Here is a 26,698-nt window from a genome sequence, read left to right as displayed (position 1 = left end):
CGGTCACCCCCGGTGGCCGTTTCGCTCCCCCCGGGCCGGGGCCGCTCCCCGGATCCGGTCAACTTCCCCGGTCCGGGTCCGGTACTCCTCCTGCCGAAAAGTCCGCCACCTCCCGGTCCGGGTGCGTCACTGCCCCGGCCAGTTCGCCGGACGCTTCTCGTTGAACGCGGCCACGCCCTCCGCGCGGTCCCCGGAGAAGGCCACCGTCCGCCACGCCGCGTCCTCGACCTCAAGACCGGCCCGCAGATCCAGCCCCTGCCCCAGCCGCAGCGCCTTCTTGGCGGCCCGCACGCCGACCGGGGAGTTGGCGGCGATGCCGCGAGCCAGTTCCAGCGCCTCCGTCCGGTCCTCGCCCTCCGCAGTCAGCCGGTCCACCAGGCCCAGCGCATGGGCTTCGGGGGCGGCCACCCGGCGCGCGGAGAAGATCAGCTCGGCGGCGCGCGCGGCGCCCACCCGGCGCGGCAGCAGCTGGGTGCCGCCGCCGCCCGGGATCACGCCGACCGACACCTCGGGCAGCCCCACCACGGCGGTGGGGTCGGCGACGATCACGTCGCACGACAGGGCCAGCTCGAAGCCGCCGCCCAGCGCGTAGCCGTGCACCGCGGCGATGGCGGGCACCGGCAGCTCCAGCACCCCGGTGTAGGCGGCGCGGGAGACCGGCCGGTGCCGCATCATCTCGGCGTCGGTGAGCGAGTTGCGCTCCTTGAGGTCGGCGCCCACGCAGAAGGCCCGCTCATGGGTCGAGGTCAGCACCACGGCCCGGACGTCACGGTCCGCGGACAGCGCCGCACAGGCCGCCGCGATGGAGCGCGCCATATCCGACGAGACGGCGTTCATGGCCTTGGGCCGGTCCAGCACCAGCTCGGCCACGAAGCCGTCCCTGCGGACCGCGACCCACTCCCCGTACCGCTGCTCAATCATCACGCACCCTCCCGGTTAACGACCGTGAACACACTGCCCGCGATCATTGCAGCTCCCAGGGGCGTGCGGAACCTGTGAGCGCCCGGACAGGCTCTGAGCGCCCTCGCTGAAGTCCGGTGCGGTTCGGTTGCGCCCCCGAAGGGGCGCGGGGCTGTGTCGATATGCGGCTACGCCGCGTGGGACCAGCCACGACGCGGCCGCGGATGAACGACCGCACCCCGCGCCACTCCCCGCGGAGCGCTCAGCGGGCCCGCCGCCACCGGTTCAGGAAGCCCAGCAGGATCGACTGCTGCTTCTGCCCGTCCTCCCCCTGCTCCGGGTCCGCCCCCGATTCCGCCGGGGCCTCAGCCGCGGACGCCGCGTCGGTGGCGAACGGCAGTGAGATCGGCGGGATGGGCGGCGGCGGAGGCATCCCCGGCGGCATCTCCTGCCGCTGACCCGGCTGACCCGGCTGACCCGGCCGGCCCTGCGGCCCGTGCGGGCCCGGCTCCCCCGGGCGGGCGGCGGGCGGCGCGCCGCGCCGGCTCCCCGGCCTGGGGACGGGAGCGAACCGCACCGGCAGCGTGATCACCCCCCGTACGAAGATCCCGGACAGCCACTTCAGCTCCTCGATCTCCCCGGCGAGCGCCAGATCGGGGATCCGGTCCAGCAGCTTCTCCAGCGCGACGGAGGCGATCAGCCGGGCCGAGGACCGGCCGGGGCACGCGTGGGCGCCCGCGCCGAACGCCAGATGGGCCCGGTTGCCCTGCTTGTGCGGGGATCGCAGCAGGGCGTCCCGGTTGGTCGCCGCGAAGCTGATCATCACGGCGTCGCCCGCGCGCAGCCGCTTCCCGGCGAGGTTGGTGTCGTGGACCGGGAAGTAGAGCCCCATGTTGGCCAGCGGCGGGTCCGTCCACAGCACCTCGTCGAGGGCGTCCTCGACGAGCATGCTGCCGCCCATCAGCTCGCCCGAGAACCGCTCGTCGGTGAGCAGCACCCGCAGGGAGTTGCCGATCAGACCGGGCACCACCCCGGTCACCATCCCGATCAGCAGCAGCAGCTGCTCGACCAGCTCCTCGTCGCTCAGCCGCGCCGGGTGGGCGATCAGCCAGGAGGTGATGTCGGCGCCCGGCTCGCGCCGCTTGAGGTCGATCAGCTCGCGCAGCGCCGCGCCCGAGGTCCGGTCCCCGCCCGATGGGTCCGAGCCGTCGATGAACGCCGCCACGCCCCGCAGCATCCGGTCCATGATCTCCTGCGGGCAGCCGAAGAGCTGGCTCGTGACCATGATCGGGACCAGTGCGCAGTACGTCCCGATCAGCTCGGCCTCGCCCGCCTCGCAGAACTGGTCGATCAGCGAGTCGGCGATGCGCTCGACATAGTTCCGCAGGGCGCTGGAGTCGATCCGGCCGGTGGTGTCCTCGATGGCGCCGCGCAGCCGCCGGTGCTCCTCGCCGTCCACGAAGTCGACCTGCGGCCGGGGCCTGATCACCTGCGGGGCGTAGCTGGACTCCGGCAGCAGGCCCTCGTTCCTGTCCCGCCAGTGACGGGGGTCCTTGGAGAAGGTCTCGGGGCGCCGCATGACCTCCAGCGCCGTGTCGTACCCCAGGCACAACATGGCCGGTACGCCTCTGTCCAGCTCCACCGGCGCGAGCGGGCCGTGGGCCTCGCGCAGCCGCCGGTAGACCGCGAAGGGGTCCGCACCGAACTCGGGCGCGTGGAGCGGTTCGGCACCGGTCTCCCCGTGGGCGGGACAGCCCGGCGGAGGTAAGGCGCCCGGACGCTGAGCACTCGAATCGTAAAGCTGGGTCACACGTGCTCCTGGACACCGCCGGGCCCACCCCGCGGGCGGACGCGGACGGTGCTACTTCGACGACAGGACCTGGGATCCACCGAGTGGATCTTGCGGACGTAGGCTAGCCCAACGGGCCCCGCGCCGGGCCCAGTTCAGTGATCCGGTCAGCGCCACCGGAATGATCCGGCCGGAGCCGCGGGAACGATCCGGACAGAGCCGCGGGAACGATCCGGACGCCCCCGCCCGGAAGGAATCCGGACGCACCCGCACCACCCGCACCACCCGCACACCACCCGCACCGCACGGGCTCACGCGCGACGGCTCAGCAGCCACGGCTCCACGACCCCGAGGCCACGCACCGGCCGCTGCCACATCGGCTGCAGCGCGAAGCGGTACGAGGGCGGCTCCTCGCCCTCCTTCTCCGCCGCGGCGGCCGCCTCCGCGGCCTCCGCCTCCGACACCGGGGCCTCCCCGGTGCGGCTCAGCTCCTCGGCGAACGCGCCGTCCACCAGGACCGCGTTCTTGGGGGCTATGGACGTCAGCCGGCTGGCCAGGTTCACCGTCGTGCCGAAGACATCGCCCATCCGCGTCGTGACCGTGCCGAACGCGATCCCGACCCGCAGCTCGGGCATCGTCTCGTCATGCGTCAGCGTCTCGATCAGGCGCAGCGCGATCTCGGCGGCGATGCCCGCGTCGTCGGCCGCGTAGAGCACCTCGTCGCCCAGCGTCTTGATCAGCCGTCCGCCGTGCGCCGCCACCAGGTCGGCGGCCGTGGTCTCGAACGCCTCGACCAGCTCGCCGAGCTCCTCCTCCTCCAGCCGCCGGGTCAGCCGGGTGAAGCTCACCAGGTCCGCGAAGCCGACCGCCAGCCGCCGGTCCACCATCTCGACGTCGTCCGCCGCCTGCACCACCCGGCCGGTCGCGGCCGCGAGCTGACGCCGGTAGACGTAGACCAGGAACTCCTCCAGCTCCGGCAGCAACAGCTCGACCAGCGGATACGCGATCTCGGTCCGGGTCATCCCGGTCTCCTGGGGGTCGGTGAGCCCCTCCAGGAAGGAGTCGATCTGCCAGTCGGCGAGCCGGGCGGTGGTCTGGCCGGTGGAGCGGGCCACCTGGATGGCCATCGGCTCGCTCAGCAGCCCGGCCTCGACCAGACCGGACAGCCGGCGCAGCGCCAGTACGTCGGCCTCGGTCAGCGCCTTGGCCTGGCCGATGTCGGCGAAGCCCATGGCCCGCCAGAAGCGGGTGGCCAGCTCGACCGAGACGCCCGCGCTGCGGGCGGCCTGGAAGGGGGTGTAGCGCCGCTCGGCGCCGAGGATCAGCTGCTCCAGCCGGAGCGCGATGGGGTCCGGCTGGTCCTCGTCGTCGGGGGTCTCCGCGGCGGCGCTCTCCCGCGCCCCGGTGTCCCGTACGGCCCCGTCGGGCGCGGCGGCGTCCAGCACCTCGCGCTCCTCGGCCGTGCCGGAACCCGCGTCGTCGGCGGTCACCGCCCGCCCCCTGTCCGATCCCTGCGCACTGCCCTTCCGTTCCCTCTTCCCGGCCCGGTCCCGAGCTCGCCCACAGCCGCCCCGAGCTGGACCGACCGCGACCACGATACGTCAGGTGTGCCGTAGCTCACTCTTGCGCGGGAGGGTCATTCCTCCCTCGGTACGGAGCGTAGATGCACGATGTCCCCGGCGGAGACCGGCTCCTGAACCCCGCCTTCTGTGGCCAGAACCAGACGCCCGTCGCCGTCGATCGCGACCGCCTCGCCGACGCGCTCCCGGCCGCCCGGAAGCTCGGCGCGCACCTGGCGCCCGAGGGTCGCACAGCCCGCCGCGTACGTCTCCTGGAGGCCGCTCGCCCCGGGGTCGCCCTCGAAGCGGCGCCACTCCCCGTACCACTCGGCGATCGAGCGCAGCACGGCCCGCAGCAGCGGATCGCGGTCGGTGGAGATGGCGTCCGCCAGGGCCAGCGACCCGGCGGTGGGAACGGGGAGTTCACCGGCGCGCAGCGAGACGTTCAGCCCCATGCCGATCACCACCGCGTCCCCGGCCCGCTCGGCGAGGATCCCGCCGAACTTCCGCTCCTCGCCCGCGACCGTCACCAGCAGGTCGTTCGGCCACTTCAGCGCGGTGTCCACGCCCCCGGTACGGCTGAGCGCCCCGGCCGCCGCGACCCCGGCCAGCAGCGGCAGCCAGCCCCAGCGCTCGGTGGGCACGCCGGCGTCGCCGGGCCGTAGCAGGATGGAGAAGAAGAGCCCGGACCGGGCCGGGGCCGTCCAGGCGCGGTCGAGCCGGCCGCGCCCCGCGGTCTGCTCCTCGGCGATGAGCACCGCGCCCTCGGGGGCTCCGGCCCGGGCCCGGGTGACCAGATCCGTATTGGTCGAGCCGGTCGCCCGCACCACCTCGAGCTCGGTCCACAGCCCGCCGGGGCGCACCAGCCCCCGGCGCAGCGCGGCGGCGTTCAGCGGTGGCCGCTCCAGGTCGGACCAGCGTCCGCGCGCGTCACCTGGGCTCCCTGAGGTGTCAGAAGGCGTCATGGGGGCCAGCCTAGGGTCAGGAGGTGTGGCCAACGACGCACTGCCACCAAGCGGTGCCGCCGATACGCTACGTGCCGGTAGCCCAGCCAGCGCAAAGCCGCCGAACGGTCCGGAACCCCCGAAACCCGACAGACCCCGTCTGATCACCATCACGACCCGTACGACCCCGTTCCCCGCCTTCCCCCGATCCTGAAGACCCGCCGTATCCACCCCCAGGACGAGCAGGAGCCGCATCCCGATGTCCACCGAGCCGGAGACCGCCCCCGAGATTCCAGACCGCCACACCACCGCGGGGAAGCTCGCGGACCTGCAGCGCCGCATCGAAGAAGCGACCCACGCCGGGTCCGCGCGCGCGGTGGAGAAGCAGCACGCCAAGGGCAAGCTGACCGCGCGCGAACGGATCGACCTCCTCCTGGACGAGGGGTCCTTCACCGAGCTCGACGAGTTCGCCCGGCACCGCTCGACCAACTTCGGCATCGACCAGAACCGGCCCTACGGGGACGGGGTCGTGACCGGTTACGGCACGGTCGACGGCCGCCCGGTGGCCGTGTTCTCCCAGGACTTCACGGTCTTCGGCGGGGCGCTCGGAGAGGTGTTCGGCGAGAAGATCGTCAAGGTCATGGACTTCGCGCTCAAGACCGGCTGCCCGGTCGTCGGCATCAACGACTCCGGTGGCGCCCGCATCCAGGAGGGTGTGGTCTCCCTCGGCATGTACGGCGAGATCTTCCGCCGCAACACCCACGCCTCGGGGGTGATCCCGCAGATCAGCCTGGTCGTGGGCCCGTGCGCGGGCGGGGCGGTCTACTCGCCGGCGATCACCGACTTCACGGTGATGGTCGACCAGACCTCGCACATGTTCATCACCGGGCCCGATGTGATCAAGACGGTCACGGGTGAGGACGTCGGCTTCGAGGCGCTGGGCGGCGCCCGGACCCACAACACCACCTCCGGTGTCGCGCACTACATGGCCGGGGACGAGAAGGACGGCATCGAGTACGTCAAGGCGCTGCTGTCCTACCTCCCCTCCAACAACCTCTCCGAGCCCCCGGCCTTCCCCGACGAGGCCGATCTGGAGGTCTCGGACGAGGACCGGGAGATGGACACCCTCATCCCGGACTCGGCGAACCAGCCGTACGACGTGCGCAAGGCCATCGAGCACGTGCTGGACGACAACGAGTTCATGGAGACGCAGGCGCTCTTCGCGCCCAACATCATCACCGGCTTCGGCCGGGTCGAGGGCCACCCGGTGGGCATCGTGGCCAACCAGCCGATGCAGTTCGCCGGGTGCCTGGACATCGACGCCTCCGAGAAGGCCGCGCGCTTCGTGCGCACCTGCGACGCGTTCAACGTGCCCGTCCTGACCTTCGTGGACGTGCCCGGCTTCCTGCCCGGCACCGACCAGGAGTACAACGGCATCATCCGGCGCGGCGCCAAGCTGATCTTCGCCTACGCGGAGGCCACCGTCCCGCTGATCACGGTCATCACCCGCAAGGCGTTCGGCGGCGCGTACGACGTGATGGGATCCAAGCACCTGGGCGCGGACCTCAACCTGGCCTGGCCGACCGCGCAGATCGCGGTCATGGGCGCCCAGGGCGCGGTCAACATCCTCCACCGGCGCACCATCGCCTCCTCCGACGATCCGGAGACCACCCGCACCGAGCTGATCGCGGACTACGAGGACACCCTCCTCAATCCGTATATCGCGGCCGAGCGGGGGTATGTGGATGCTGTGATCATGCCCTCCGAGACCCGCCGCCACATCGTCCGCGGCCTGCGGACCTTGCGGAACAAGCGCGAGGCGCTGCCCCCGAAGAAGCACGGCAACATCCCCCTCTAGCCCCCCTAGCGAAGGGCTGTTCCCATGATCCGCATTGTCCGGGGCAACCCGACCCCCGAGGAGTTGGCCGCCGCTCTGGCGGTGGTGCAAGCACGCGCGGCGGCCTCCATGGCCGCTGCGCAGACCGAGAACGATCCGGAGGAGTGGTCCGACCCGGCCCGCACCGTCCCCAGCCACCGGGTGCCGCACCCGGGCCCCAAGGCCTGGCGCACCACCTACTGGCCCGCCTGAGCGGCCCGCGGCGGGCCGGATGGCAGCTTCGTGCCGGGGCGCCTGAGTACGCGTACTCAGGCGCCCCGGCATCTGCGGCCTCAGGATCGGATTCATGCTGTGGTCCGAGCCGCCCGATGAGCCGCCCGAGGAACTGCGGCGCGCCGAGGCCATGCTCCGCCGCGCCCGCACCGTTCTGACCGTCTCCGTGCTGCTGGCGATGTGCATCCTGGGGATGTGGCCCTAGCCAGGGGGTGTCCGGCGGTACGCGTACGCCTGCGGCGGGCCACGCGGCGGAGCCGCATATCGATGCTTCCCCCTCCCCGCCCCTCCCCGACACCTGACGATATGCGGCTCCGCCGCGTGGCAGGTGGCCCTGGCCCCCGGCCCCTCTCCGGGACCGGCTTACCCTGGTGCGCATGACTGCGCAGCGCACTCTCGTCCTCGCGTCCGCCTCCCCCGCCCGGCTCGGGCTGCTGCGGCAGGCCGGGCTGGCGCCGAAGGTGATCGTCAGCGGGGTGGACGAGGACGCGATTCGCGCCGAGACCCCCGCCGAGCTGGCCCGGGTGCTGGCCGAGGCGAAGGCCACCGCCGTGGCCGGGCTTCCGGAGACGGCGGGCTCCCTCGTCGTCGGCTGCGACTCGGTGCTGGAGCTGGACGGTCAGGCGCTCGGCAAACCGGCGGACGGCGAGGAGGCCACCGCCCGCTGGAAGTCGATGCGCGGCCGGGCCGGGGTGCTGCGCACCGGGCACTGCGTGATCGACACGGCCGACGGCCGCCGCGCCTCGGCCACCGCGTCCACCACCGTCCACTTCGGCGAGCCGACGGACGAGGAGATCGCGGCGTACGTCGCCAGCGGCGAACCGCTGCACGTGGCGGGCGCGTTCACGCTCGACGGCCGTTCGGCACCGTTCGTCGACGGCATCGAGGGCGACTCCGGAAACGTGATCGGGCTGTCCCTGCCGCTGTTCCGCCGGCTGCTCGCCGAACTGGACGTGCGGATCACGGACCTCTGGAGCGACTAGGGAATTCCGGCTAGGCGTTTCCCTGGATCTGCCTTAGGTCTTTCCCCGGACTCGTCTTAGGCCTTTCCCTGGATCTTTCCGGCTCAGGCCGGGCTGGGGGCGTCGTGGCCGCCGCCCGCGGCCTCGACGGAGGGCTCGGCGGGCGGCTCCGCCTCGTACCCCAGCAGGCTCAGCACGATCAGCCCCAGCACCACCATCATGAACGCGAACGCCGCCCAGCCCACCAGGCCGACCGAGAACGCGCCCAACAGCCCGTGCACCACCGCGCAGGTGATGAGCAGGATGCGGGCCAGACGGCCGGGGGCGCGGTCGCGCACGGCGGTGCGCAGCAGCACCGCCCCGCACACCAGCAGATAGAGGCCGAAGAGGCCGCCCGCGACCCAGGTCCCGATCGACATCGCGTCGGTGTCCATGCCGCCCAAGGACATCTGCTGACGGTCCACGACCAGGCCGAGGATCCAGTTCAGCAGCGCTATGCCGACCGCCTCGACCATCAGCGTCACTGCCGCCACCGCGGCCACTGGTCTGCGCGCCACCGCGATCCCCTCCACTCTGTCAGTGCCGAAGCACGCTACTAACGGGTAAGCGTCGCCACAAGAGGTGCGGACGAGCTGAACGCCGTGGCAAAGTTTCCGCCCGGCATTCGTAGGGTCTCCACAAAGAAACATGAAGCGCCGCAGCACGGCGTACCAGAGACCTTGCCCACATCGCGGACCGCGCCACCGCCCCGAAAACCGGGCGTACCGTGGAGCGACGGGGGATCCGGACGTTCGTCCAACGCGAGGTTCACGCTCCGTGTGGTCAAGCTCACGCCCGGGGTCTGCTCGGCGCGAGGTGTCGCCTGTACCTAAACTCGGCTTGTTTCAAGGAGGGAGCCATCGTGCGCAAGGTGCTCATCGCCAACCGTGGCGAGATCGCTGTCCGTGTTGCCCGTGCCTGCCGGGATGCCGGGATCGCGAGCGTAGCCGTCTACGCCGATCCGGACCGGGACGCATGTCATGTGCGCGCGGCCGATGAGGCCTATGCGCTGGGCGGTGACACCCCGGCGGCCAGCTATCTCGACCAGGCCAAGGTCCTGGCCGCGGCCGCCGAATCCGGCGCCGACGCCGTCCACCCCGGCTACGGATTCCTCTCCGAGAACGCCGAGTTCGCCCAGGCCGTCCTCGACGCCGGCCTGACCTGGATCGGCCCCCCGCCACACGCCATCCGCGACCTGGGCGACAAGGTCGCCGCCCGCCACATCGCCCAGCGCGCCGGCGCCCCCCTCGTCGCCGGCACCCCCGACCCCGTCTCCGGGGCCGAGGAGGTCGTGGCCTTCGCCGAACAGCACGGCCTGCCCATCGCCATCAAAGCCGCCTTCGGCGGCGGCGGCCGCGGCCTGAAAGTCGCCCGCACGATGGAAGAGGTCCCCGAGCTCTACGACTCCGCCGTCCGCGAAGCCGTGGCCGCCTTCGGCCGCGGCGAATGCTTCGTCGAGCGCTACCTGGACAAGCCCCGCCACGTCGAGACCCAGTGCCTGGCCGACACCCACGGCAACGTCGTCGTGGTCTCCACCCGCGACTGCTCCCTCCAGCGCCGCCACCAGAAACTCGTCGAAGAGGCCCCCGCCCCCTTCCTCACCGAGGACCAGAACACCCAGCTCTACACCGCCTCCAAAGCCATCCTCAAGGAGGCCGGATACGTCGGCGCGGGCACCGTCGAGTTCCTCGTCGGCAACGACGGCACCATCTCCTTCCTCGAGGTCAACACCCGGCTCCAGGTGGAACACCCGGTCACCGAGGAGGTCACCGGCATCGACCTGGTCCGCGAGATGTTCCGCATCGCCGACGGCGAGGCCATCGGCTACGACGACCCGCCGATGCGGGGGCACTCGTTCGAGTTCCGCATCAACGGCGAGGACCCGGGCCGCAACTTCCTGCCCGCCCCGGGAACCGTGACCTCCTTCGTCCCGCCGACCGGCCCCGGTGTCCGGCTGGACGCGGGCGTGGAGTCCGGCAGCGTCATCGGCCCCGCGTGGGACTCGCTGCTGGCCAAGCTGATCGTCACCGGCGCCACCCGGAAGCAGGCCCTCCAGCGCGCGGCCCGCGCCCTGGCCGAGTTCCAGGTCGAGGGCATGGCCACCGCGATCCCGTTCCACCAGGCGGTAGTGAAGGACCCGGCGTTCACCAACGAGCCGTTCACCATCCACACCCGCTGGATCGAGACCGAGTTCAACAACACCATCGCCCCGTTCACCCCCACCGGGGCCGACGAGACCGAGGAACCCACCGGCCGCGAGACGGTCGTGGTCGAGGTCGGCGGCAAGCGGCTGGAGGTCTCGCTGCCCGCTTCCCTGGGCGTGGCCACCGCCCCCGCGGGCGGCTCGAAGAAGCCGAAGCGCAAGGCGGTCAAGAAGTCCGGCTCCGCCGCCTCCGGCGACGCCCTGGCCTCCCCGATGCAGGGCACCATCGTCAAGGTCGCCGTGGGCGAGGGCGACACCGTGGCCGAGGGCGACCTCGTCGTGGTCCTGGAGGCCATGAAGATGGAACAGCCCATCAACGCCCACCGCGCGGGCACGGTCAAGGGTCTGGCCGCCGAGGTCGGCGCGTCCCTCACCTCGGGCGCGGTCATCTGCGAGATCAAGGACTGACGCGGAGAACGAGGGCTGACGCGGAGAACGAGGACTGACGGGGAGATCGAGGGCTGACGCGAAGGTCGAGGACGGACGCGGAGATCGAGGGCTGACCGCCCCACCACATGCCCCATGACGGCGGGCCCCGGCCGGAATCATCCGGCTGGGGCCCGCCGTCGTCGCGTACGGCCCGCTCAGCGGCCGTGCACCACGTCCTGCGGGAAGGTCAGCTGACCGTTCATCCACCGCAGGGCGGTGGGCAGTTCGCGGCGCCAGGTGCGGAAGTTGTGGCTGCCCCGGTCCAGGATGATCGACTGCGCGCTCATCGGCGGCCGGACCGCGGCCAGGAAGTCGCGGGTGGCGCCGTAGTCGGGCTCGCCCCGGCGGCTGGAGGCCACCAGCACCGACACCTGCGGCTGAGGCAGATGGCGCAGCCGCCACAGCACATCGTGCTCCCGCTTCCTGCGCTCGCCCGCCGGGCCCCGGCCGAAGAGGTCGCCGGTCGTGGGGTCGTTGACCACGCGGTAGTCGGGCGACAGGGCCGCGGCCGCGCCGTAGACACGGGGATGACGCAGGGTCAGCTGAAGGGCGCAGGTGCCGCCCGACGAGTAGCCCAGTACGCCCCAGGCGCTGGGGTCATGGCCGATCCGGTAGCTCGCCCGCAGCGCCTCCGGCAGGTCCCGGGCGAAGTACGTCTCGGCCTGGGGGCCGCCGGGGACGTCCACGCACTCGGTGTCGCGGGGCGGGGCGATGGTGGGCCGCACCATCACGATGACGGCCGGTTGCAGCGACCCGGTGCGGATCAGCCCGCCCGCGGTCTGGGGCAGCCGCAGATGCTGGGCCAGCAGGAAGGATCCGCCGGGGTAGCCGCTGATCGCCACGATCACGGGGAAGCGCTGCCGGGCGTACTGGCGCTGGAAGTACTGCGGCGGCAGATAGACATACGCCGGGTTGGCCACCTGGCTGCGGCGGCCCAGGATCCGCACCGACTCCACCTTGCCCGCCTCGGCGGGCGGCCCGCTCGGCAGTCCGTGCACCGTGTTCAGCCCCTGCGGCGGGGCGGGCCGCACCAGACCGCCCGACGCCCCGACCGGCCCCGCGGCGCCGCCCTGCACACGGGACAGGGCCGCCGGTGCCGCATCGTCCTCGCCCAGCAGTTCGTCCCAGGACCCGTAGAACTGGAAGGCGCTGTTCACCGCGAGGGCCAGGGCGGCCACGATCGCGCACTGGGTCACGGCGAGGGCGGCCAGCCGGCCCGCCCAGGCCCGTACGCCCCGGCCCGCGAAGCGCGGCCACAGCCAGAGCGTCAGCCCCGCGCACGCCACGGCGAGGGCGATCATCACATACTCGAGTGATCGACTGGTCAGTCCCATTGTTCTTCCACTCCGGCGCACCGCAACGCACGGTGCCGTCGCCCTGTTTGATGCCGCCTCCGGCACCCGCGTTGCCTGGCCAGGGCGTGCCTGCGGTCACGAAATGGCATGCTTGACCCACGGGCAGGCACGGCAGGGAGGACCGCGATGGCGATGGAGACAGCCACGGCGCAGACGCCACCGCGCCCCATGCGCGCCGACGCGCGCCGCAACTACGAGCGGCTGCTGGCCGAGGCGCGCACGGCCTTCACCCAGCACGGTACCGACGCCTCGCTGGAGGACATCGCACGCCGCGCGGGCGTCGGCATCGGCACGCTCTACCGCCACTTCCCGAACCGCACCGCGCTGATGGGCGCGGTCTTCCAGGGCGAGATATGTGCCCTGCTGGAGCGGTCGCGGGAACTGGCCCAGGCGCCGCGGCCGTGTCAGGCGCTGATCGACTGGCTGCGCGCCATCGTGGACCACGCGAGCACCTACCGCGGGCTCTCCCAGGCCCTGATGGCGTGCTCGGGCGACGAGACCTCGGAGCTGTCCCGCGGCTGCGGTCTGCCGCTGCGCGAGGCGGGCAGCGAACTGCTCGCCCGCGCCCAGCAGAGCGGTGCCGTACGGTCCGATGTGGTCATCGCCGATCTGATGCAGCTCACGAACGCGATCGCGCTGGCCGTGGAGCAGTCGCCGGACGACCCGGAGTTGGCCGACCGGCTGCTGGCGCTGGCCTTCACCGGACTCAAGGCCCGCTGACACCGGGGGCTCGCGGCCCGCTGACTCCCGGGCCCCACGGCCCACTGACGTGAGTCGGCGACCACCAGCTCCAGGGTGCCCGGCGGATCTTTCCCCTACCCGCCCCTTCCCGATACCAGGGGCTTCGCCCCTGGACCCCGGGGTCTGGGGCGGAGCCCCAGTTTCGGGAAGGGGCGGGTAGGGGAACAGCCCGCCGCAGGCGTCACGAGCCGTAGGACACCCCCCCAGCCGTCGGACACCCCCTAGCGGCGGCGCGGCGCCAGGTCCGCCACCCGCCCCGGCTGCTGCTCCGCCAGCGGCACCGCGGTACGCAACTGGGCGGAGCCGGGCCCGCCCGGCGGGTGGGGGTGGTTACGGCGCGGCCCCGGCAGCGGCAGGCCCTCCTCGCCGCCGCCACGGCCCTGCGACGGGCCCAGCCGCCCCGACTGCCGCCCCGCCGAACCGCCGCCCTCACCGCTCCCGGCCGGGCCGGACCCCGCGCCCGGCCCGGCCACGGCGATCTGAACCCCCTGGTCCGCGAGGGCCTGGAGCTCGGTCAGGGCACGGTCGTCATGGGCGGGCGGCTCATCGGTCACCAGCCGGGTGATCACATCGGTGGGCACCGTCTGGAACATGGTGTCGGTGCCCAGTTTCGTATGGTCGGCGAGCACGACCACCTCCGCCGCCGCCTGGACCAGCGCCCGGTCGACGCTGGCCGAGAGCATGTTGGAGGTGGACAGGCCGCGCTCGGCGGTCAGCCCGCTGCCGGACAGGAAGGCGCGCGAGACCCGCAGCCCCTGGAGGGACTGCTCGGCGCCGCTGCCGACCAGGGCGTAGTTGGAGCCGCGCAGGGTGCCGCCGGTCATCACGACCTCGACCCGGTTGGCATGCGCCAACGCCTGCGCGACCAGCAGGGAATTGGTGACCACGGTCAGCCCGGGGACCCGCGCGAGCCGGCGGGCCAGCTCCTGCGTAGTGGTCCCGGCGCCGACGACGACGGCCTCGCCCTCCTCGACGAAACCGGCCGCGAGATCGGCGATTGCCGTCTTCTCCGCGGTCGCTAGATGGGATTTCTGCGGGAAGCCGGACTCCCTGGTGAATCCGCCCGGCAGCACCGCACCGCCGTGCCGGCGGTCGAGCAGTCCTTCTGCCTCCAGTGCCCGCACATCACGCCGGACGGTCACTTCGGAGGTCTGGACGACGCGGGCGAGCTCCCGGAGCGACACCGCTCCGTTCGCACGCACCATTTCAAGGATCAATTGGCGACGTTCTGCAGCGAACACGAAACTGACAGTAACGCCAACGACCGTCTGTTTTCAGCAGCTTGCACCAATTAGCAGAAGTTGTACATCTGTGAGGGCACGAAGTGCTAAGGACCGAGTCTATGACTCTTCCTGTGTCTTCCGGGTGTGCAACTGCCGGGCCACCTCGGCGATCGAGCCGGACAGCGAGGGGTAGACCGTGAAGGCCTTGGCGATCTGCTCCACCGTCAGATTGTTGTCCACCGCCAGCGAGATGGGGTGGATCAGCTCGCTCGCCCGCGGCGCGACCACCACACCGCCGACCACGATGCCGGTGCCCGGACGGCAGAAGATCTTCACGAAGCCGTCCCGGATGCCCTGCATCTTCGCCCGCGGATTGCGCAGCAGCGGCAGCTTCACCACCCGGGCGTCGATCTTCCCGCCGTCCACGTCCGCCTGCGAGTAGCCGACCGTGGCGATCTCGGGGTCGGTGAAGACGTTCGCCGAGACGGTCTTCAGGTTCAGCGGGGTCACCGCGTCCCCGAGGAAGTGGTACATCGCGATCCGGCCCTGCATCGCCGCCACCGACGCCAGCGCCAGCACACCGGTGCAGTCACCGGCCGCGTAGATGCCCGGCGCGCTGGTCCGGGACACCTTGTCGGTCAGGATGTGCCCCGACTCCGCCAGCTTGACCCCGGCCTCCTCAAGGCCGATGTCCGCCGTGTTCGGGATCGAGCCGACCGCCATCAGACAGTGGGTGCCGGAGATGACCCGCCCGTCCGAGAGCGTGACCTCCACCCGGTCCCCCACCCGCTTGGCGGCCTGCGCCCGGGACCGGGACATCACGTTCATCCCCCGGCGCCGGAAGACGTCCTCCAGCACCGCCGCCGCGTCCGGGTCCTCGCCCGGCAGCACCCGGTCCCGGCTGGAGACCAGCGTGACCTTCGACCCCAGCGCCTGGTAGGCACCCGCGAACTCCGCACCCGTGACACCGGAGCCGACCACGATCAGCTCCTCGGGGAGCTCGTCCAGGTCGTACACCTGCGTCCAGTTCAGGATCCGCTCGCCGTCCGGCTTCGCGTCCGGGATCTCCCTCGGATGAGCGCCCGTCGCCAGCAGTACCGCGTCCGCCACCAGCGTCTGCTCGCTGCCGTCCGCGGCCCGCACGACCACCCGTCGCGAGCCGTCCAGCGACTGCTGCGGCTCCACCCGCGCGCGGCCGCGCATGACCCGGCCACCGGCCCGGGTGACCGAGGCCGTGATGTCGTGCGACTGGGCGAGCGCGAGCCGCTTCACCCGGCGGTTGACCTTGCCCAGATCCACGCCGACCACCCGGGCCGCCTGCTCCAGCGGCGGGGTGTCGTCGGCGACGATGATCCCCAGCTCCTCGTAGGAGGAGTCGAAGGTCGTCATCACCTCAGCGGTGGCGATCAACGTCTTCGACGGCACACAGTCGGTGAGCACCGACGCCCCGCCCAGACCGTCGCAGTCGACGACGGTCACCTCCGCGCCGAGCTGCGCGGCGACCAGCGCCGCCTCATAGCCGCCGGGTCCGCCACCAATGATCACGATCCGAGTCACATGCTCCATTGTCCCGCACCGGTTCGAATGCCTTCAGCCCGGGGGGTTTCGCGGGAGCGACCGCCGTACGAAACCTCCCGCCGAACCTCCCGCCCCGAGGGCCGTTCCACCCCACTCCCGTACCCTCAGACCCATGTCGCTCTACGCCGCGTACGCCGGCAACCTCGACGCGCGGCTGATGTCCCGCCGCGCACCACACTCCCCGCTGCGCGGAACGGGCTGGCTGAACGGCTGGCGCCTCACCTTCGGCGGTGAGCAGATGGGCTGGGAAGGCGCCCTCCCCACGATCGTGGAGGCCCCGCGCTCCCAGGTCTTCGTCGCCCTCTACGACATCGCCCCCATGGACGAGGACTCCATGGACCGCTGGGAGGGCGTCGGCCTCGACATCTACCGCCGGATGCGGATCCGCGTCCACACGCTGGACGGCGACGAGGCCGCTTGGCTCTACGTCCTCAACGGCTACGAGGGCGGCCTGCCCTCGGCCCGCTACCTGGGTGAGATCGCCGACGCGGCGGAGTCGGCGGGGGCGCCGCACGACTATGTGATGGAGCTGCGCAAGCGTCCCTGCTGAGTCCGGTGTTTCCGGTTGAGCCGGCTTCCCGGTTGCTCTGGTTCCCCGGTTGCCCCGGCTCCCCGGTTTGCGGCAATGCAACGATCCGAACACCCTGACGAAGTCCGTCTACGCGCGTAGGCAGTTAGCGGCTACCCTCGTGCGCGTGAACGCATCAGTTTCTTGGGACAATCAGAGCGACCCGCACGCCGCCGCCGACGCCGCCGCCACCCGCCTGCGCGAGCTGACCGGCGCGGAAACCCACGACGTCGCGCTGGTCCTGGGCTCCGGCTGGGTCCCCGCCACCGACGCCCTCGGGGCGCCCGAGCACGAGTTCCCCGTCACCGAGCTGCCCGGCTTCCCGCCGCCCGCCGTCGCGGGCCACGCGGGCCGGATCCGGTCGTACCGGATCAACGACAAGCGGGCGCTGGTCTTCCTCGGCCGTACGCACTACTACGAGGGGCGTGGTGTCGCCGCCGTCGCACACGGCGTACGCACCGCCGTCGCCGCGGGCTGCAAGACCATCATCCTCACCAACGGCTGCGGCGGCCTCCGCGAGGGCATGCGCCCCGGCCAGCCGGTACTGATCAGCGACCACATCAACCTCACGGCCACCTCGCCGATCGTGGGCGCCAACTTCGTCGACCTCACCGACCTGTACTCGCCGCGGCTGCGCGCCCTGTGCCAGCAGGTCGACCCGACCCTGGAGGAGGGCGTCTACGCCCAGTTCCCCGGGCCGCACTACGAGACTCCTGCGGAGATCAACATGGCCCGCACGATAGGGGCCGACCTGGTGGGCATGTCCACCACCCTGGAGGCCATCGCGGCGCGCGAGGCGGGCGCGGAGGTTCTCGGGATCTCCCTGGTGACGAACCTCGCGGCCGGAATGACGGGCGAACCCCTCAACCACGAGGAGGTCCTCCAGGCGGGCCGCGACTCCGCCTCCCGCATGGGCAGCCTGCTGTCCCAGGTCCTCGACCGCCTCTGATCCCCGGGGCGCGGCGTCACGGCGCCCTGCGCGGGTACTCACTCCTTGCCTAACTGAACAGCGATGCGCGAGGTACGCGGGGCGCGACGGAAGCGCGGGTCGGACCGGGTCGGGCGAGCCGGGAGCGCGGGCGGGGCGGGCCGGGGGCGCGGGGCCGGCCGGGGTGTGCGGTCGGTTGTGTGGTGGGTGCCGGGGGCGGGGCCTCCGGGGCGGCGCCCTGGACCGTATATTTACGGCGCCATTGGCCGGGGACTTGCGTGGGCCGGAGATTGGCGCCACAAATACACGTAAGTGTCCAGGACACCACCCCTCCGACCCCGCCCCCTCCCGCCGTCCCGCGGCTACCCGCCAGTGGCACGGGCGCCTCTCGTCCGTCCCCGGCCCAACCCGTCTCACAGCGGCCACCCGCGAGTGGCACGAGCGCCTTGGCCGTCCCCGGCCCCCGGGAACGGCGACCACCCGCCGGTGGCGGGCGCCTTGCCGGCCCCGGATCGCCCGGGACCCGGCTGCCGGACGCGCCCCAGCCCCCGCCCTCCGTCTCACGGCTACCCGTGAGTGGCACAAGCCGCTTGTCCGACTCCGGCCCCTCGCCGAGTGGCGGTCCCCCGCCCCTACCGCCCGACGGCGGCTCTCCGCCGCCAAGGCCATCGGTGGCTCGCCCTAGGCGGGCATCGCCCCGGGCGCGGTCGCCGATGAGGCCAAGGGACGCCCCCGGACGGGACCGGGCACGGATGCCGACAAGGCGCGAGGGACGGAGGCGCACCCCGCCTCGAACGGTCAGGGACTCGGCCGGGGCTCGTGTCACCGGGGGGCGGTCGCCGACGCTCGGGAGGGGGCGGGGTCGCAGGGGCGGGGCTCTGGACGCTTACGTGTATTTGTGGCGCCAATCTCCGGCCCACGCAAGCCCCCGGCCAATGGCGCCGTAAATATACGGTCCAGAGCCCCGCCCCGGAGGCCCCGCCCCCGGCAACCGACCACGGACCCACGGCGCACCCCAGCAACCACCAACGCACCCGCACCCGCAGCCCGCAGCCCGCAGCCCGCAGCCCGCAGCACCCATACGACCACCCCCAGGAGGCCCCCATGGCCACGGAGCCCGATCTCATCGCCCAGGCTCGCGCATGGCTTGCCGAGGATCCCGATCCCGAGACGCGGGATGAGCTCGGGAAACTGCTCCAGGACGACGCCGTCGACGCGATCGCCGTGCGGTTCTCCGGCACGCTGCAGTTCGGTACCGCCGGTCTCCGGGGTGAGCTCGGGGCCGGGCCCATGCGGATGAACCGCGCCGTCGTCATCCGCGCCGCCGCCGGGCTCGCCGCGTATCTGCGCACGTACCACGACCGGGAGGACCAGAGTGGTCAAGGTCTCGTCGTCGTCGGGTACGACGCCCGCTACAAGAGCGCCGAGTTCGCCCGCGACACCGCCGCCGTCATGATCGGCGCCGGCTTCCGCGCCGCCGTTCTGCCCCGTCCCCTCCCCACGCCCGTCCTCGCCTTCGCCATCCGCCACCTCGGCGCGATCGCCGGAGTCGAGGTCACCGCGAGCCACAACCCGCCGCGCGACAACGGCTACAAGGTGTACCTCGGCGACGGCTCCCAGATCGTGCCGCCCGCCGACGCCGAGATCGCGGCCGAGATCGCGGCGATCCGCGGCCTGGACGACGTGCCCCGGCCCGAGACCGGCTGGGAGACGCTGAACGACGACGTCCTGGAGGCGTACCTCGCGCGGACCGACGCGGTTCTCACCCAGGGTTCGCCCCGGAACGCCCGCGTCGTCTACACCCCGCTGCACGGCGTCGGCCGTGAGACCCTCACCGCGGCGTTCGCCCGTGCCGGGTTCCCCGAGCCCGCGGTCGTGCCCGAGCAGGCCGAGCCCGACCCGGCGTTCCCGACCGTCGCGTTCCCCAACCCGGAGGAGCCGGGGGCGATGGACCTGGCCTTCGCCACGGCCCGCAGGGTCGCGCCGGACATCATCATCGCCAACGACCCGGACGCCGACCGCTGCGCCGTCGCCGTCCCCACGATCACGAATCCCACGGCCCCCACGGACGCCGCGAGCTGGCGGATGCTGCGCGGGGACGAGGTCGGCGCGCTCCTCGCCACCCACCTCGTCCACAAGCGCGCCCGCGGGGCGTTCGCGACCACGATCGTCTCCTCGTCGCTCCTGTCCCGGATCGCGGACGACGCCGGGCTGGCGTACGCCGAGACGCTGACCGGCTTCAAGTGGCTGGCCCGGGTGGACGGGCTGCGCTACGCGTACGAGGAGGCGCTCGGCTACTGCGTGGATCCGGAGGGCGTACGCGACAAGGACGGCATCACGGCCGCGCTGCTCGTGGCCGAGCTGACGTCGGAGCTCAAGGAGCAGGGCCGCACCCTCGTGGATCTGTTGGACGACATCGCGGTGGCGCACGGGCTGCACGCCACCGACCAGCTGTCCGTCCGGGTCACCGACCTCTCCGTGATCGGCAGCGCGATGAAGCGGCTGCGCGAACAGCCGCCCACCGAGCTGGCGGGGCTCGCCGTGACCTCGGCGGAGGACCTGACGCGGGGCACGGACACGCTGCCCCCGACGGACGGCCTGCGCTATCAGCTCGCCGGGAAGGGAAGCGTCCGCGGCGCCCGCGTGATCGTCCGGCCCAGCGGCACCGAGCCGAAGCTGAAGTGCTACCTGGAGGTGATCGTCGACGTCCCCGCCGCCCACGCGCTCACTCCGGCCCGCGCCACGGCGGACACCGTGCTGGCCGCGCTCAAGGCGGACCTTTCGGCGGCGGCGGGAATCCAGCCCCCGGAAGCCGCCACCGCGGACGCGGGCGTATCAGCCGCCGAGCCCGTCGCCGTCGCCCACGGCGATCAGTGACGGCGCCGGAGCGGGGACGGGCCCGGCTGAGGTAGCGGGGCCCGGCGTCGGGCACCGTCCCGGCCGGGGCCGGGAAGCCGGGGCCGGGAAGCCGGGGCCGGGAAGCCGGGGCCGGGAAGCCGGGGCCGGGAAGCCGGGGCCGGGAAGCCCGACGGCGGAAACCGGGCCCAGCGGGCTCAGCGGGCCCAGCTCTCAGCCGATCGCCAGCATGACGCCGAGCAGCACCGCGCCCGCCAGCGTCGGCGCGATGACCTCGAAGGCCCAGCGCACCTCCGGCGCCCCCTGGGCGCCCTCGCGCCGGCCGTTGAGTTCGGCCATCTCGCGCAGGTCGCCGATCGCCGCGTCGGAGGGGGCCCGGCGGTCCTCGTCGGGCTTTCCGGCCGCGACATGGGCGGACGTGGCGCCGAAGGGGTCCTCGGAGGCCGCCCTGGCCTGCTGCCGGGCGGCCCGCTTGCGCTGGCGCAGCGAGACCGGGATCGCCCACAGCTGGTAGGCGGCCCCGCCCGCGAGCACCTCGCTGGTGTACCCGGCGCGCACCCCCTCGACCGAGGCCCAGGGCAGCGTGATCGTACGGAACGGGTTGCGGACGAGCAGCCGGTCCTGTCCCGCGTACACCGCCGGGCGCACCGTGAAGGCGATCACCACGGGCACCGCGAAGAACAGCCCGGCCAGCGCCAGCCACGGCGTCCGTCCCTCGCCCCGGATCATCGCGTCGATGCCCAGCCAGCCGCTGAGCCCGAGCAGCAGCACTCCGCCCGCGATACCGCTCGGGGAGCGGTAGATCCGGTCCGAGAAGGTCTCGGTCTCGGCATCGGAGGAGGCGGCGGAAGCGGAGCTGGAGGCAGCGGGGGTGGAGTCGTCGTCCGGGCTCGTCATGCGCCCGATTGTGCACCACACTCACGGGGCGGCGGGCGCCCAGGGCGGACGCGGGATCGCCGGTTCCCGGGCCCCGATCGATTCCAGGCCCGGGGGTGACATCCGACTACGCGCGTAGATATGCTCATCTGGTGACCATGCCCACCACAGTTCCCGCATACGGCAAAGAGGCCGCGGAGCGACTCGCGTCGCTGGCGGACGTGACCGCCGGCGACGGCGCGCTGCGCCGCTTCCTGCACGGCCTGCCGGGCGTCGACGCGGTCGGCCTGCAGGCCCGTGCCGCGACCCTCGGCACCCGCTCGATCAAGACCACGGCGAAGGCGTACGCCATCGACCTGGCGATCTCGATGATCGACCTGACGACCCTCGAGGGTGCCGACACCCCGGGCAAGGTCCGGGCGCTCTGCGCCAAGGGGATCAACCCCGACCCCACCGACCGCTCGGCTCCGAAGGTCGCGGCGATCTGCGTCTACGGCGACATGGTGGCCACCGCCAAGGAGGCCCTGACCGGCAGCGGCATCCATGTGGCCGCCGTCGCCACCGCCTTCCCCTCCGGCCGGGCCTCGCTGCCGGTCAAGCTGGCCGACACCCGGGACGCGGTGGCCGCCGGGGCGGACGAGATCGACATGGTGATCGACCGCGGCGCCTTCCTCTCCGGCCGCTACCTCGACGTCTTCGAGGAGATCCGGCAGGTGAAGGAGGCGTGCGTCCGCGAGGACGGCAGCGGCACCGCGGCCCACCTCAAGGTCATCTTCGAGACCGGTGAGCTCCAGACGTACGACAACGTCCGCCGCGCCTCCTGGCTGGCGATGCTCGCGGGCGCGGACTTCATCAAGACCTCCACCGGCAAGGTGGCCGTCAACGCGACCCCGCCCGTCACCCTCGTCCTGCTGGAGGCGGTCCGCGACTTCCACGCCGCGGTCGGTGTGCAGGTGGGCGTGAAGCCCGCGGGCGGCATCCGCACCTCCAAGGACGCGATCAAGTACCTGGTGATGGTCAACGAGACGCTGGGCGACGAGTGGCTCTCCCCGGAGTGGTTCCGCTTCGGCGCCTCCAGTCTGCTCAACGATCTGCTCATGCAGCGCCAGAAGCTGAGCACCGGCCGGTACTCCGGTCCCGACTACGTGACGGTGGACTGATACGCCATGCCAGTTTTCGAGTACGCACCCGCGCCCGAGTCCCGCGCGGTCGTCGACATCGCCCCGTCCTACGGCCTGTTCATCGACGGGGAGTTCGCCGAGGCGGGCGACGGCAAGGTCTTCAAGACCCTCTCCCCCTCCTCGGAGGAGGTCCTCTCCGAGGTCGCCCAAGCGGGCGTCGAGGACGTGGACCGCGCCGTCAAGGCCGCCCGCAAGGCGTTCGAGACCTGGTCCGCGCTCCCCGGCTCCGAGCGCGCCAAGTACCTCTTCCGCATCGCGCGGATCATCCAGGAGCGCTCCCGCGAGCTGGCCGTACTGGAGTCGCTGGACAACGGCAAGCCGATCCGCGAGTCGCGCGACGCCGATCTGCCCCTGGTCGCGGCCCACTTCTTCTACTACGCGGGCTGGGCCGACAAGCTGGCGTACGCGGTCCGCGGGCGTAGCCCGTTGAACGGCACGAGCGGGGCGGACCCCCGGCCCCTGGGCGTCGCCGGTCAGGTCATCCCCTGGAACTTCCCCCTCCTGATGCTGGCCTGGAAGATCGCCCCGGCGCTCGCCACCGGCAATACGGTCGTCCTCAAGCCCGCCGAGACCACGCCCCTGAGCGCCCTGTTCTTCGCGGACATCTGCCGTCAGGCGGGCCTGCCCAAGGGTGTGGTGAACATCGTCACCGGCGACGGCTCGACCGGCGCCGAACTGGTCGCCCACCCCGGCATCGACAAGGTGGCCTTCACCGGATCGACCGAGGTCGGCAAGGCCATCGCCCGTACGGTGGCCGGTACGAGGAAGAAGGTCACCCTCGAACTCGGGGGCAAGGCCGCGAACATCGTCTTCGACGACGCCCCCCTCGACCAGGCGGTCGAGGGCATCGTCGGCGGCATCTTCTTCAACCAGGGCCATGTCTGCTGCGCGGGCTCCCGCCTCCTGGTCCAGGAGTCCGTCCAGGACGAGCTGCTCGACGCGCTCAAGCGCCGGATGAGCACCCTGCGCGTCGGCGACCCGCTGGACAAGAACACTGACATCGGCGCCATCAACTCCGCCGAGCAACTGGCCCGGATCCGCGCCCTGGCCGACGCGGGCGAGGCCGAGGGCGCCGAGCGCTGGGCCCCGGCGTGCGAACTGCCCAGCTCCGGCTACTGGTTCGCGCCAACGCTCTTCACCGGCGTCACCCAGGCCCACCGGATCGCCCGCGAGGAGATCTTCGGCCCGGTGCTCTCGGTGCTCACCTTCCGCACCCCCGAAGAGGCCGTGGCCAAGGCCAACAACACGCCGTACGGGCTGTCGGCGGGCATCTGGACGGAGAAGGGCTCGCGCATCCTGTGGATGGCGAACAAGCTCCGGGCGGGCGTGGTGTGGTCCAACACCTTCAACAAGTTCGACCCGGCCTCCCCCTTCGGCGGCTACAAGGAGTCCGGATACGGCCGTGAAGGCGGTCGCCACGGCCTGGAGGCGTACCTCGATGTCTGACAACCGACTCTCCGTGCTCAAGACCTACAAGCTGTTCGTCGGGGGCAAGTTCCCCCGGTCCGAGAGCGGGCGGGTGTACGAGGTGACCGACGCAAAGGGCAAGTGGCTGGCCAACGCCCCGCTGGCCTCCCGCAAGGACGCCCGGGACGCGGTCGTCGCCGCGCGCAAGGCGTTCGGCGGCTGGTCGGGGGCCACCGCCTACAACCGGGGCCAGATCCTCTACCGCGTCGCCGAGATGCTGGAGGGCCGCCGCGACCAGTTCATCCACGAGGTCGCCGACGCCGAGGGCCTGTCGAAGTCCAAGGCCACCGCGCAGGTGGACGCGGCGATCGACCGCTGGGTCTGGTACGCGGGCTGGTCCGACAAGACGGCCCAGATCGCCGGGTCCGCCAACCCCGTGGCCGGGCCGTACTTCAACCTCTCCTCCCCCGAGCCGACCGGCGTCGTCGCGCTCCTCGCGCCCCAGGACTCCGCCTTCCTGGGCCTGGTGTCGGTGATCGCCCCGGCGATCGTCACCGGGAACACGACCGTGGTGGTGGCGAGTGAGAAGTCCCCACTCCCCGCCCTCTCCCTCGCCGAGGTCCTGGCCACCTCCGACCTCCCGGGCGGCGTGGTCAACGTCCTGTCCGGCCGTACGGCGGAGATCGCCGCCCCGCTGGCCGCGCACCAGGACGTCAACGCGATCGACCTCGCCGGCGCGGACCCGGAACTCGCGACCGAGCTGGAGAAGGCCGCCGCGGAGAACCTCAAGCGCGTCCTGCGTCCACAGCCTGTGGATTGGACCGCCGACCCCGGCACCGGCCGCCTCCTCACCTTCCTGGAGACCAAAACCGTCTGGCACCCGATGGGCGCCTAGCCCGACGGACGAGCCCCCCGCCCCCGGACCCCGGGGGGGCCGGTGAGCCGACTGCGACGACGGCCGACTCACCGGCCCGGGCACCAACCACCCCGCCTGCGACGCGATGGCCGAGTGGCCGCCCGGTGAGCAGGGGGCCAGGGCGCCCGCGGAACGGCACCCGCGTCGCCATATCTGCCGACCAGCGCCGAAGACCGGATCCAGGGTCAAGGGTCGGCCGGCACCCGGACGGCCCCCAGGAGCCCCCGCCCCGCAAACCGGCGGCCGTGCGCCGTTCGCGGCGACCGGTGAGGGCGTGATCACCTCCGCCAGCGAGCTGATCACGGTCGGTCCGCCGACGCAGGCGTGATGCCCTTCTCGCCACGGACGCGGACGCGGCCCTGAGCACGGGCACGGCGCTGAGCGCGGACGCGGCACTGGGCGGACACGCCTGCGCCAGCGGACTGGTCACGGTCGGCACACCGACGCGGGCGTGATGTCCTTCTCGGCGCGAACGCGGACGCGGGCGCGGCGCTGAGCGCAGGCACGGCGCTGAGCGCAGGCACGGCGCTGAGCGCAGGCACGGCGCTGAGCGCAGGCACGGCGCTGAGCGCAGGCACGGCGCTGAGCGCAGGCACGGCGCTGAGCGCAGGCACGGCGCTGGGCGCAGGCACGGCGCTGGGCGCAGGCACGGCGCTGAGCGCAGGCACGGCGCTGAGCGCAGGCACGGCGCTGAGCGCAGGCACGGCGCTGGGCGCAGGCACGGCGCTGGGCGCGGACGCGGCGCTGGGCGGGCACGCCTGCGCCAGCGGGCTGATCGCGGTCCGTACGCCGACGCGGCGGATGGGCGTGCGGGCTTCCGCGTGCAGCAGGGTCGTCCGGCCCGGGGTCTGGGGCGGAGCCCCAGTTGTGGGAAGGGGCGGGGAGGGGGAAGCATCGATACGCGGCTCCGCCGCGTGGCCCGCCGCAGGCGTCACGAGCCACCGGAAACACACCCTGCACCCCCCCCCCCCCCCTCTTCCGCACCGAGCGCCCCCGCACCGCCCGCATCCCGGACATCGCGCCAGCATTTTTCGTCGCACATATTGTCAACAATTTCATCGACAGTTAGGTTGCGAGGAACCGCACGCCACGAAGGAACCGCGAATGATCATCGACTGCCATGGCCACTACACCACCGCGCCCCCGGCGCTGGAGGCATGGCGCACCCAGCAGATCGACGGACTCACCGACCCCGCCCGCGCCCCCTCCCCCGCCGACCTCCGCATCGGCGACGACCAGCTGCGCCGGAGCATCGAGCCGAATCAGCTCCGGCTGATGGACGAGCGCGGCATCGGCCTGACGGTCTTCTCGCCCCGGGCGTCCTTCATGGCCCACCACATCGGCGATCTCCGCACCTCCTCCGAGTGGGCGGCGCTCTGCAACGAGCTCTGCTTCCGCGTCAGCGAGCTCTACCCGGAGCGCTTCGCCCCCGCCGCGATGCTCCCGCAGTCGCCGGGCGTCGATCCGGTCACCTGCGTGCCCGAGCTCGTCCGCTGTGTGGAGGAGTACGGGGCCGTGGCGGTCAACCTCAACCCCGATCCCTCGGGCGGCCACTGGACGGCCCCGCCGCTGACCGACCGCTCGTGGTACCCGATCTACGAAAAGCTGGTGGAGTACGACGTTCCGGCGATGGTGCATGTGAGCACCAGCGTGAACCCCGCGTTCCACACCACCGGGGCGCACTACCTCAACGCCGATACGACGGTGTTCATGCAGCTGGTGCAGGGCGATCTGTTCGCCGACTTCCCCACCCTGCGGCTGATCATCCCGCATGGCGGCGGCGCCGTTCCGTATCACTGGGGCCGGTTCCGCGGACTGGCGATGGCCCTGGGCAAGCCGTCCCTGGAGGAGCATGTCCTGGGCAATGTCTTCTTCGACACCTGCGTCTACCACCAGCCCGGTATCGATCTGCTCTTCGACGTCATCCCGGCCCGGAACATCCTCTTCGCCTCGGAGATGATCGGCGCCGTCCGCGACGTCGACCCCCGGACCGGCCGGCACTTCGACGACACCCGCCGCTACGCCGAGGCGGCCGGGCTCGGCGCGGACGAGCTGACCGGCGTCTTCGAACGCAATGCCCGCACCGTCTACCCCCGTCTGGACGCCCTGCTGACGAAACAGAGCCGCTGAGATG

The 26,698-nt window shown here is 72.3% G+C and carries 22 protein-coding genes; 13 read left to right on the top strand and 9 right to left on the bottom strand.

The window, feature by feature from the left end:
• Positions 1–126 precede the first annotated feature (126 nt).
• The 4 genes from LIV37_RS29395 to LIV37_RS29380 all read right to left on the bottom strand — a co-directional run bounded on the left by LIV37_RS29395 (position 127) and on the right by LIV37_RS29380 (position 5,213).
• Positions 127–921 carry an enoyl-CoA hydratase/isomerase family protein gene (locus LIV37_RS29395; protein ID WP_020870729.1) on the bottom strand — a complete coding sequence of 265 codons (795 nt, stop codon included), beginning with the start codon at positions 919–921 and terminating at the stop codon, positions 127–129.
• A 241-nt stretch (positions 922–1,162) separates the two neighbouring features.
• Entirely contained in the window at positions 1,163–2,710 is a 1,548-nt protein-coding gene (locus tag LIV37_RS29390) for a cytochrome P450 (RefSeq protein ID WP_020870728.1), read from the bottom strand.
• Positions 2,711–3,000: 290 nt separating this feature from the next.
• Positions 3,001–4,179, bottom strand: a complete 1,179-nt coding sequence (locus LIV37_RS29385) for an adenylate/guanylate cyclase domain-containing protein (protein ID WP_020870727.1) — start codon at positions 4,177–4,179, stop codon at positions 3,001–3,003.
• A gap of 146 nt (positions 4,180–4,325) precedes the next feature.
• A complete protein-coding gene (locus LIV37_RS29380) occupies positions 4,326–5,213 on the bottom strand; it encodes a biotin--[acetyl-CoA-carboxylase] ligase (RefSeq protein ID WP_121824368.1) in 888 nt (295 codons plus the stop codon).
• A 238-nt stretch (positions 5,214–5,451) separates the two neighbouring features.
• Between LIV37_RS29380 and LIV37_RS29375 the strand changes: the two genes are divergently transcribed.
• The 4 genes from LIV37_RS29375 (at position 5,452) to LIV37_RS29365 (ending at position 8,285) form a co-directional block, all read left to right on the top strand.
• Positions 5,452–7,050: an acyl-CoA carboxylase subunit beta gene (locus LIV37_RS29375; RefSeq protein WP_121824369.1), complete on the top strand. Its 1,599-nt coding sequence runs from the start codon at positions 5,452–5,454 to the stop codon at positions 7,048–7,050.
• A gap of 24 nt (positions 7,051–7,074) precedes the next feature.
• Positions 7,075–7,281 carry an acyl-CoA carboxylase epsilon subunit gene (locus tag LIV37_RS29370; protein WP_020870725.1) on the top strand — a complete coding sequence of 69 codons (207 nt, stop codon included), beginning with the start codon at positions 7,075–7,077 and terminating at the stop codon, positions 7,279–7,281.
• 94 nt (positions 7,282–7,375) lie between these two features.
• On the top strand, positions 7,376–7,507 hold the full coding sequence (gene mmpB, locus LIV37_RS51820; protein ID WP_020870724.1) for a morphogenic membrane protein MmpB: 132 nt from the start codon (positions 7,376–7,378) through the stop codon (positions 7,505–7,507).
• Positions 7,508–7,679: 172 nt separating this feature from the next.
• Complete coding sequence (locus LIV37_RS29365) at positions 7,680–8,285, top strand: Maf family protein (RefSeq protein WP_020870723.1); 606 nt, start codon at positions 7,680–7,682, stop codon at positions 8,283–8,285.
• An 83-nt stretch (positions 8,286–8,368) separates the two neighbouring features.
• Here LIV37_RS29365 and LIV37_RS29360 read toward each other — a convergent pair whose 3' ends face one another.
• Positions 8,369–8,821, bottom strand: coding sequence for a hypothetical protein (locus LIV37_RS29360; protein WP_121825191.1), 453 nt, complete (start codon positions 8,819–8,821; stop codon positions 8,369–8,371).
• 344 nt (positions 8,822–9,165) lie between these two features.
• Here LIV37_RS29360 and LIV37_RS29355 point away from each other — a divergent pair, with 344 nt between their 5' ends.
• Positions 9,166–10,914 carry an acetyl/propionyl/methylcrotonyl-CoA carboxylase subunit alpha gene (locus LIV37_RS29355; RefSeq protein WP_121824370.1) on the top strand — a complete coding sequence of 583 codons (1,749 nt, stop codon included), beginning with the start codon at positions 9,166–9,168 and terminating at the stop codon, positions 10,912–10,914.
• A 176-nt stretch (positions 10,915–11,090) separates the two neighbouring features.
• On the opposite strand, the gene LIV37_RS29350 is transcribed toward LIV37_RS29355, so the two are convergent.
• Positions 11,091–12,269 (bottom strand): alpha/beta hydrolase, encoded by a 1,179-nt coding sequence (locus tag LIV37_RS29350; RefSeq protein ID WP_020870721.1) that lies wholly within the window; start codon positions 12,267–12,269, stop codon positions 11,091–11,093.
• Positions 12,270–12,416: 147 nt separating this feature from the next.
• On the opposite strand from LIV37_RS29350, the gene LIV37_RS29345 reads away from it, so the two are divergent.
• Positions 12,417–13,010 (top strand): TetR/AcrR family transcriptional regulator, encoded by a 594-nt coding sequence (locus LIV37_RS29345; protein ID WP_121824371.1) that lies wholly within the window; start codon positions 12,417–12,419, stop codon positions 13,008–13,010.
• Between the two features lie 242 nt (positions 13,011–13,252).
• Here the strand turns inward: LIV37_RS29345 and LIV37_RS29340 are convergent, their stop codons facing one another.
• Complete coding sequence (locus LIV37_RS29340) at positions 13,253–14,236, bottom strand: DeoR/GlpR family DNA-binding transcription regulator (protein ID WP_243146279.1); 984 nt, start codon at positions 14,234–14,236, stop codon at positions 13,253–13,255.
• Positions 14,237–14,371: 135 nt separating this feature from the next.
• Positions 14,372–15,820: an NAD(P)H-quinone dehydrogenase gene (locus LIV37_RS29335; protein WP_121824373.1), complete on the bottom strand. Its 1,449-nt coding sequence runs from the start codon at positions 15,818–15,820 to the stop codon at positions 14,372–14,374.
• Positions 15,821–15,944: 124 nt separating this feature from the next.
• Between LIV37_RS29335 and LIV37_RS29330 the strand changes: the two genes are divergently transcribed.
• The 3 genes from LIV37_RS29330 (at position 15,945) to LIV37_RS29320 (ending at position 20,205) form a co-directional block, all read left to right on the top strand.
• Positions 15,945–16,382 carry a gamma-glutamylcyclotransferase family protein gene (locus LIV37_RS29330; RefSeq protein WP_020870716.1) on the top strand — a complete coding sequence of 146 codons (438 nt, stop codon included), beginning with the start codon at positions 15,945–15,947 and terminating at the stop codon, positions 16,380–16,382.
• Between the two features lie 139 nt (positions 16,383–16,521).
• Positions 16,522–17,349 carry a purine-nucleoside phosphorylase gene (locus tag LIV37_RS29325; RefSeq protein WP_373920666.1) on the top strand — a complete coding sequence of 276 codons (828 nt, stop codon included), beginning with the start codon at positions 16,522–16,524 and terminating at the stop codon, positions 17,347–17,349.
• Between the two features lie 1,083 nt (positions 17,350–18,432).
• Complete coding sequence (locus LIV37_RS29320) at positions 18,433–20,205, top strand: phospho-sugar mutase (protein ID WP_020870714.1); 1,773 nt, start codon at positions 18,433–18,435, stop codon at positions 20,203–20,205.
• Positions 20,206–20,397: 192 nt separating this feature from the next.
• Here LIV37_RS29320 and LIV37_RS29315 read toward each other — a convergent pair whose 3' ends face one another.
• On the bottom strand, positions 20,398–21,081 hold the full coding sequence (locus LIV37_RS29315; protein ID WP_020870713.1) for a PH domain-containing protein: 684 nt from the start codon (positions 21,079–21,081) through the stop codon (positions 20,398–20,400).
• A gap of 137 nt (positions 21,082–21,218) precedes the next feature.
• On the opposite strand from LIV37_RS29315, the gene deoC reads away from it, so the two are divergent.
• The 4 genes from deoC (at position 21,219) to LIV37_RS29295 (ending at position 26,694) form a co-directional block, all read left to right on the top strand.
• Positions 21,219–22,220 carry a deoxyribose-phosphate aldolase gene (gene deoC / locus LIV37_RS29310; protein ID WP_020870712.1) on the top strand — a complete coding sequence of 334 codons (1,002 nt, stop codon included), beginning with the start codon at positions 21,219–21,221 and terminating at the stop codon, positions 22,218–22,220.
• A 6-nt stretch (positions 22,221–22,226) separates the two neighbouring features.
• Positions 22,227–23,687, top strand: a complete 1,461-nt coding sequence (locus LIV37_RS29305) for an aldehyde dehydrogenase family protein (RefSeq protein ID WP_020870711.1) — start codon at positions 22,227–22,229, stop codon at positions 23,685–23,687.
• Complete coding sequence (locus LIV37_RS29300; RefSeq protein WP_121825192.1) at positions 23,680–24,543, top strand: aldehyde dehydrogenase family protein; 864 nt, start codon at positions 23,680–23,682, stop codon at positions 24,541–24,543. Before LIV37_RS29305 ends, LIV37_RS29300 begins: the two co-directional genes overlap by 8 nt.
• A 1,125-nt stretch (positions 24,544–25,668) precedes the next feature.
• On the top strand, positions 25,669–26,694 hold the full coding sequence (locus LIV37_RS29295) for an amidohydrolase family protein (protein ID WP_020870709.1): 1,026 nt from the start codon (positions 25,669–25,671) through the stop codon (positions 26,692–26,694).
• Positions 26,695–26,698 lie beyond the last annotated feature (4 nt).

Source organism: Streptomyces rapamycinicus NRRL 5491, assembly GCF_024298965.1.
Taxonomy (GTDB): Bacteria; Actinomycetota; Actinomycetes; order Streptomycetales; family Streptomycetaceae; genus Streptomyces; species Streptomyces rapamycinicus.
The sequence above is the reverse complement of the archived record's forward strand: the minus strand, read 5'-3'. Positions and strand labels throughout refer to the sequence as shown.

What these genes read in the sequence shown, in the direction of transcription:
- LIV37_RS29395 (WP_020870729.1), bottom strand. Translation starts at nt 921, where the DNA reads ATGATTGAGCAGCGGTACGGGGAGTGGGTCGCGGTCCGCAGGGACGGC.
- LIV37_RS29380 (WP_121824368.1), bottom strand. Translation starts at nt 5,213, where the DNA reads ATGACGCCTTCTGACACCTCAGGGAGCCCAGGTGACGCGCGCGGACGC.
- LIV37_RS29375 (WP_121824369.1), top strand. Translation starts at nt 5,452, where the DNA reads ATGTCCACCGAGCCGGAGACCGCCCCCGAGATTCCAGACCGCCACACC.
- LIV37_RS29370 (WP_020870725.1), top strand. Translation starts at nt 7,075, where the DNA reads ATGATCCGCATTGTCCGGGGCAACCCGACCCCCGAGGAGTTGGCCGCC.
- mmpB (WP_020870724.1), top strand. Translation starts at nt 7,376, where the DNA reads ATGCTGTGGTCCGAGCCGCCCGATGAGCCGCCCGAGGAACTGCGGCGC.
- LIV37_RS29365 (WP_020870723.1), top strand. Translation starts at nt 7,680, where the DNA reads ATGACTGCGCAGCGCACTCTCGTCCTCGCGTCCGCCTCCCCCGCCCGG.
- LIV37_RS29350 (WP_020870721.1), bottom strand. Translation starts at nt 12,269, where the DNA reads ATGGGACTGACCAGTCGATCACTCGAGTATGTGATGATCGCCCTCGCC.
- LIV37_RS29345 (WP_121824371.1), top strand. Translation starts at nt 12,417, where the DNA reads ATGGCGATGGAGACAGCCACGGCGCAGACGCCACCGCGCCCCATGCGC.
- LIV37_RS29340 (WP_243146279.1), bottom strand. Translation starts at nt 14,236, where the DNA reads ATGGTGCGTGCGAACGGAGCGGTGTCGCTCCGGGAGCTCGCCCGCGTC.
- LIV37_RS29335 (WP_121824373.1), bottom strand. Translation starts at nt 15,820, where the DNA reads ATGGAGCATGTGACTCGGATCGTGATCATTGGTGGCGGACCCGGCGGC.
- LIV37_RS29330 (WP_020870716.1), top strand. Translation starts at nt 15,945, where the DNA reads ATGTCGCTCTACGCCGCGTACGCCGGCAACCTCGACGCGCGGCTGATG.
- LIV37_RS29320 (WP_020870714.1), top strand. Translation starts at nt 18,433, where the DNA reads ATGGCCACGGAGCCCGATCTCATCGCCCAGGCTCGCGCATGGCTTGCC.
- LIV37_RS29315 (WP_020870713.1), bottom strand. Translation starts at nt 21,081, where the DNA reads ATGACGAGCCCGGACGACGACTCCACCCCCGCTGCCTCCAGCTCCGCT.
- deoC (WP_020870712.1), top strand. Translation starts at nt 21,219, where the DNA reads ATGCCCACCACAGTTCCCGCATACGGCAAAGAGGCCGCGGAGCGACTC.
- LIV37_RS29305 (WP_020870711.1), top strand. Translation starts at nt 22,227, where the DNA reads ATGCCAGTTTTCGAGTACGCACCCGCGCCCGAGTCCCGCGCGGTCGTC.
- LIV37_RS29300 (WP_121825192.1), top strand. Translation starts at nt 23,680, where the DNA reads ATGTCTGACAACCGACTCTCCGTGCTCAAGACCTACAAGCTGTTCGTC.
- LIV37_RS29295 (WP_020870709.1), top strand. Translation starts at nt 25,669, where the DNA reads ATGATCATCGACTGCCATGGCCACTACACCACCGCGCCCCCGGCGCTG.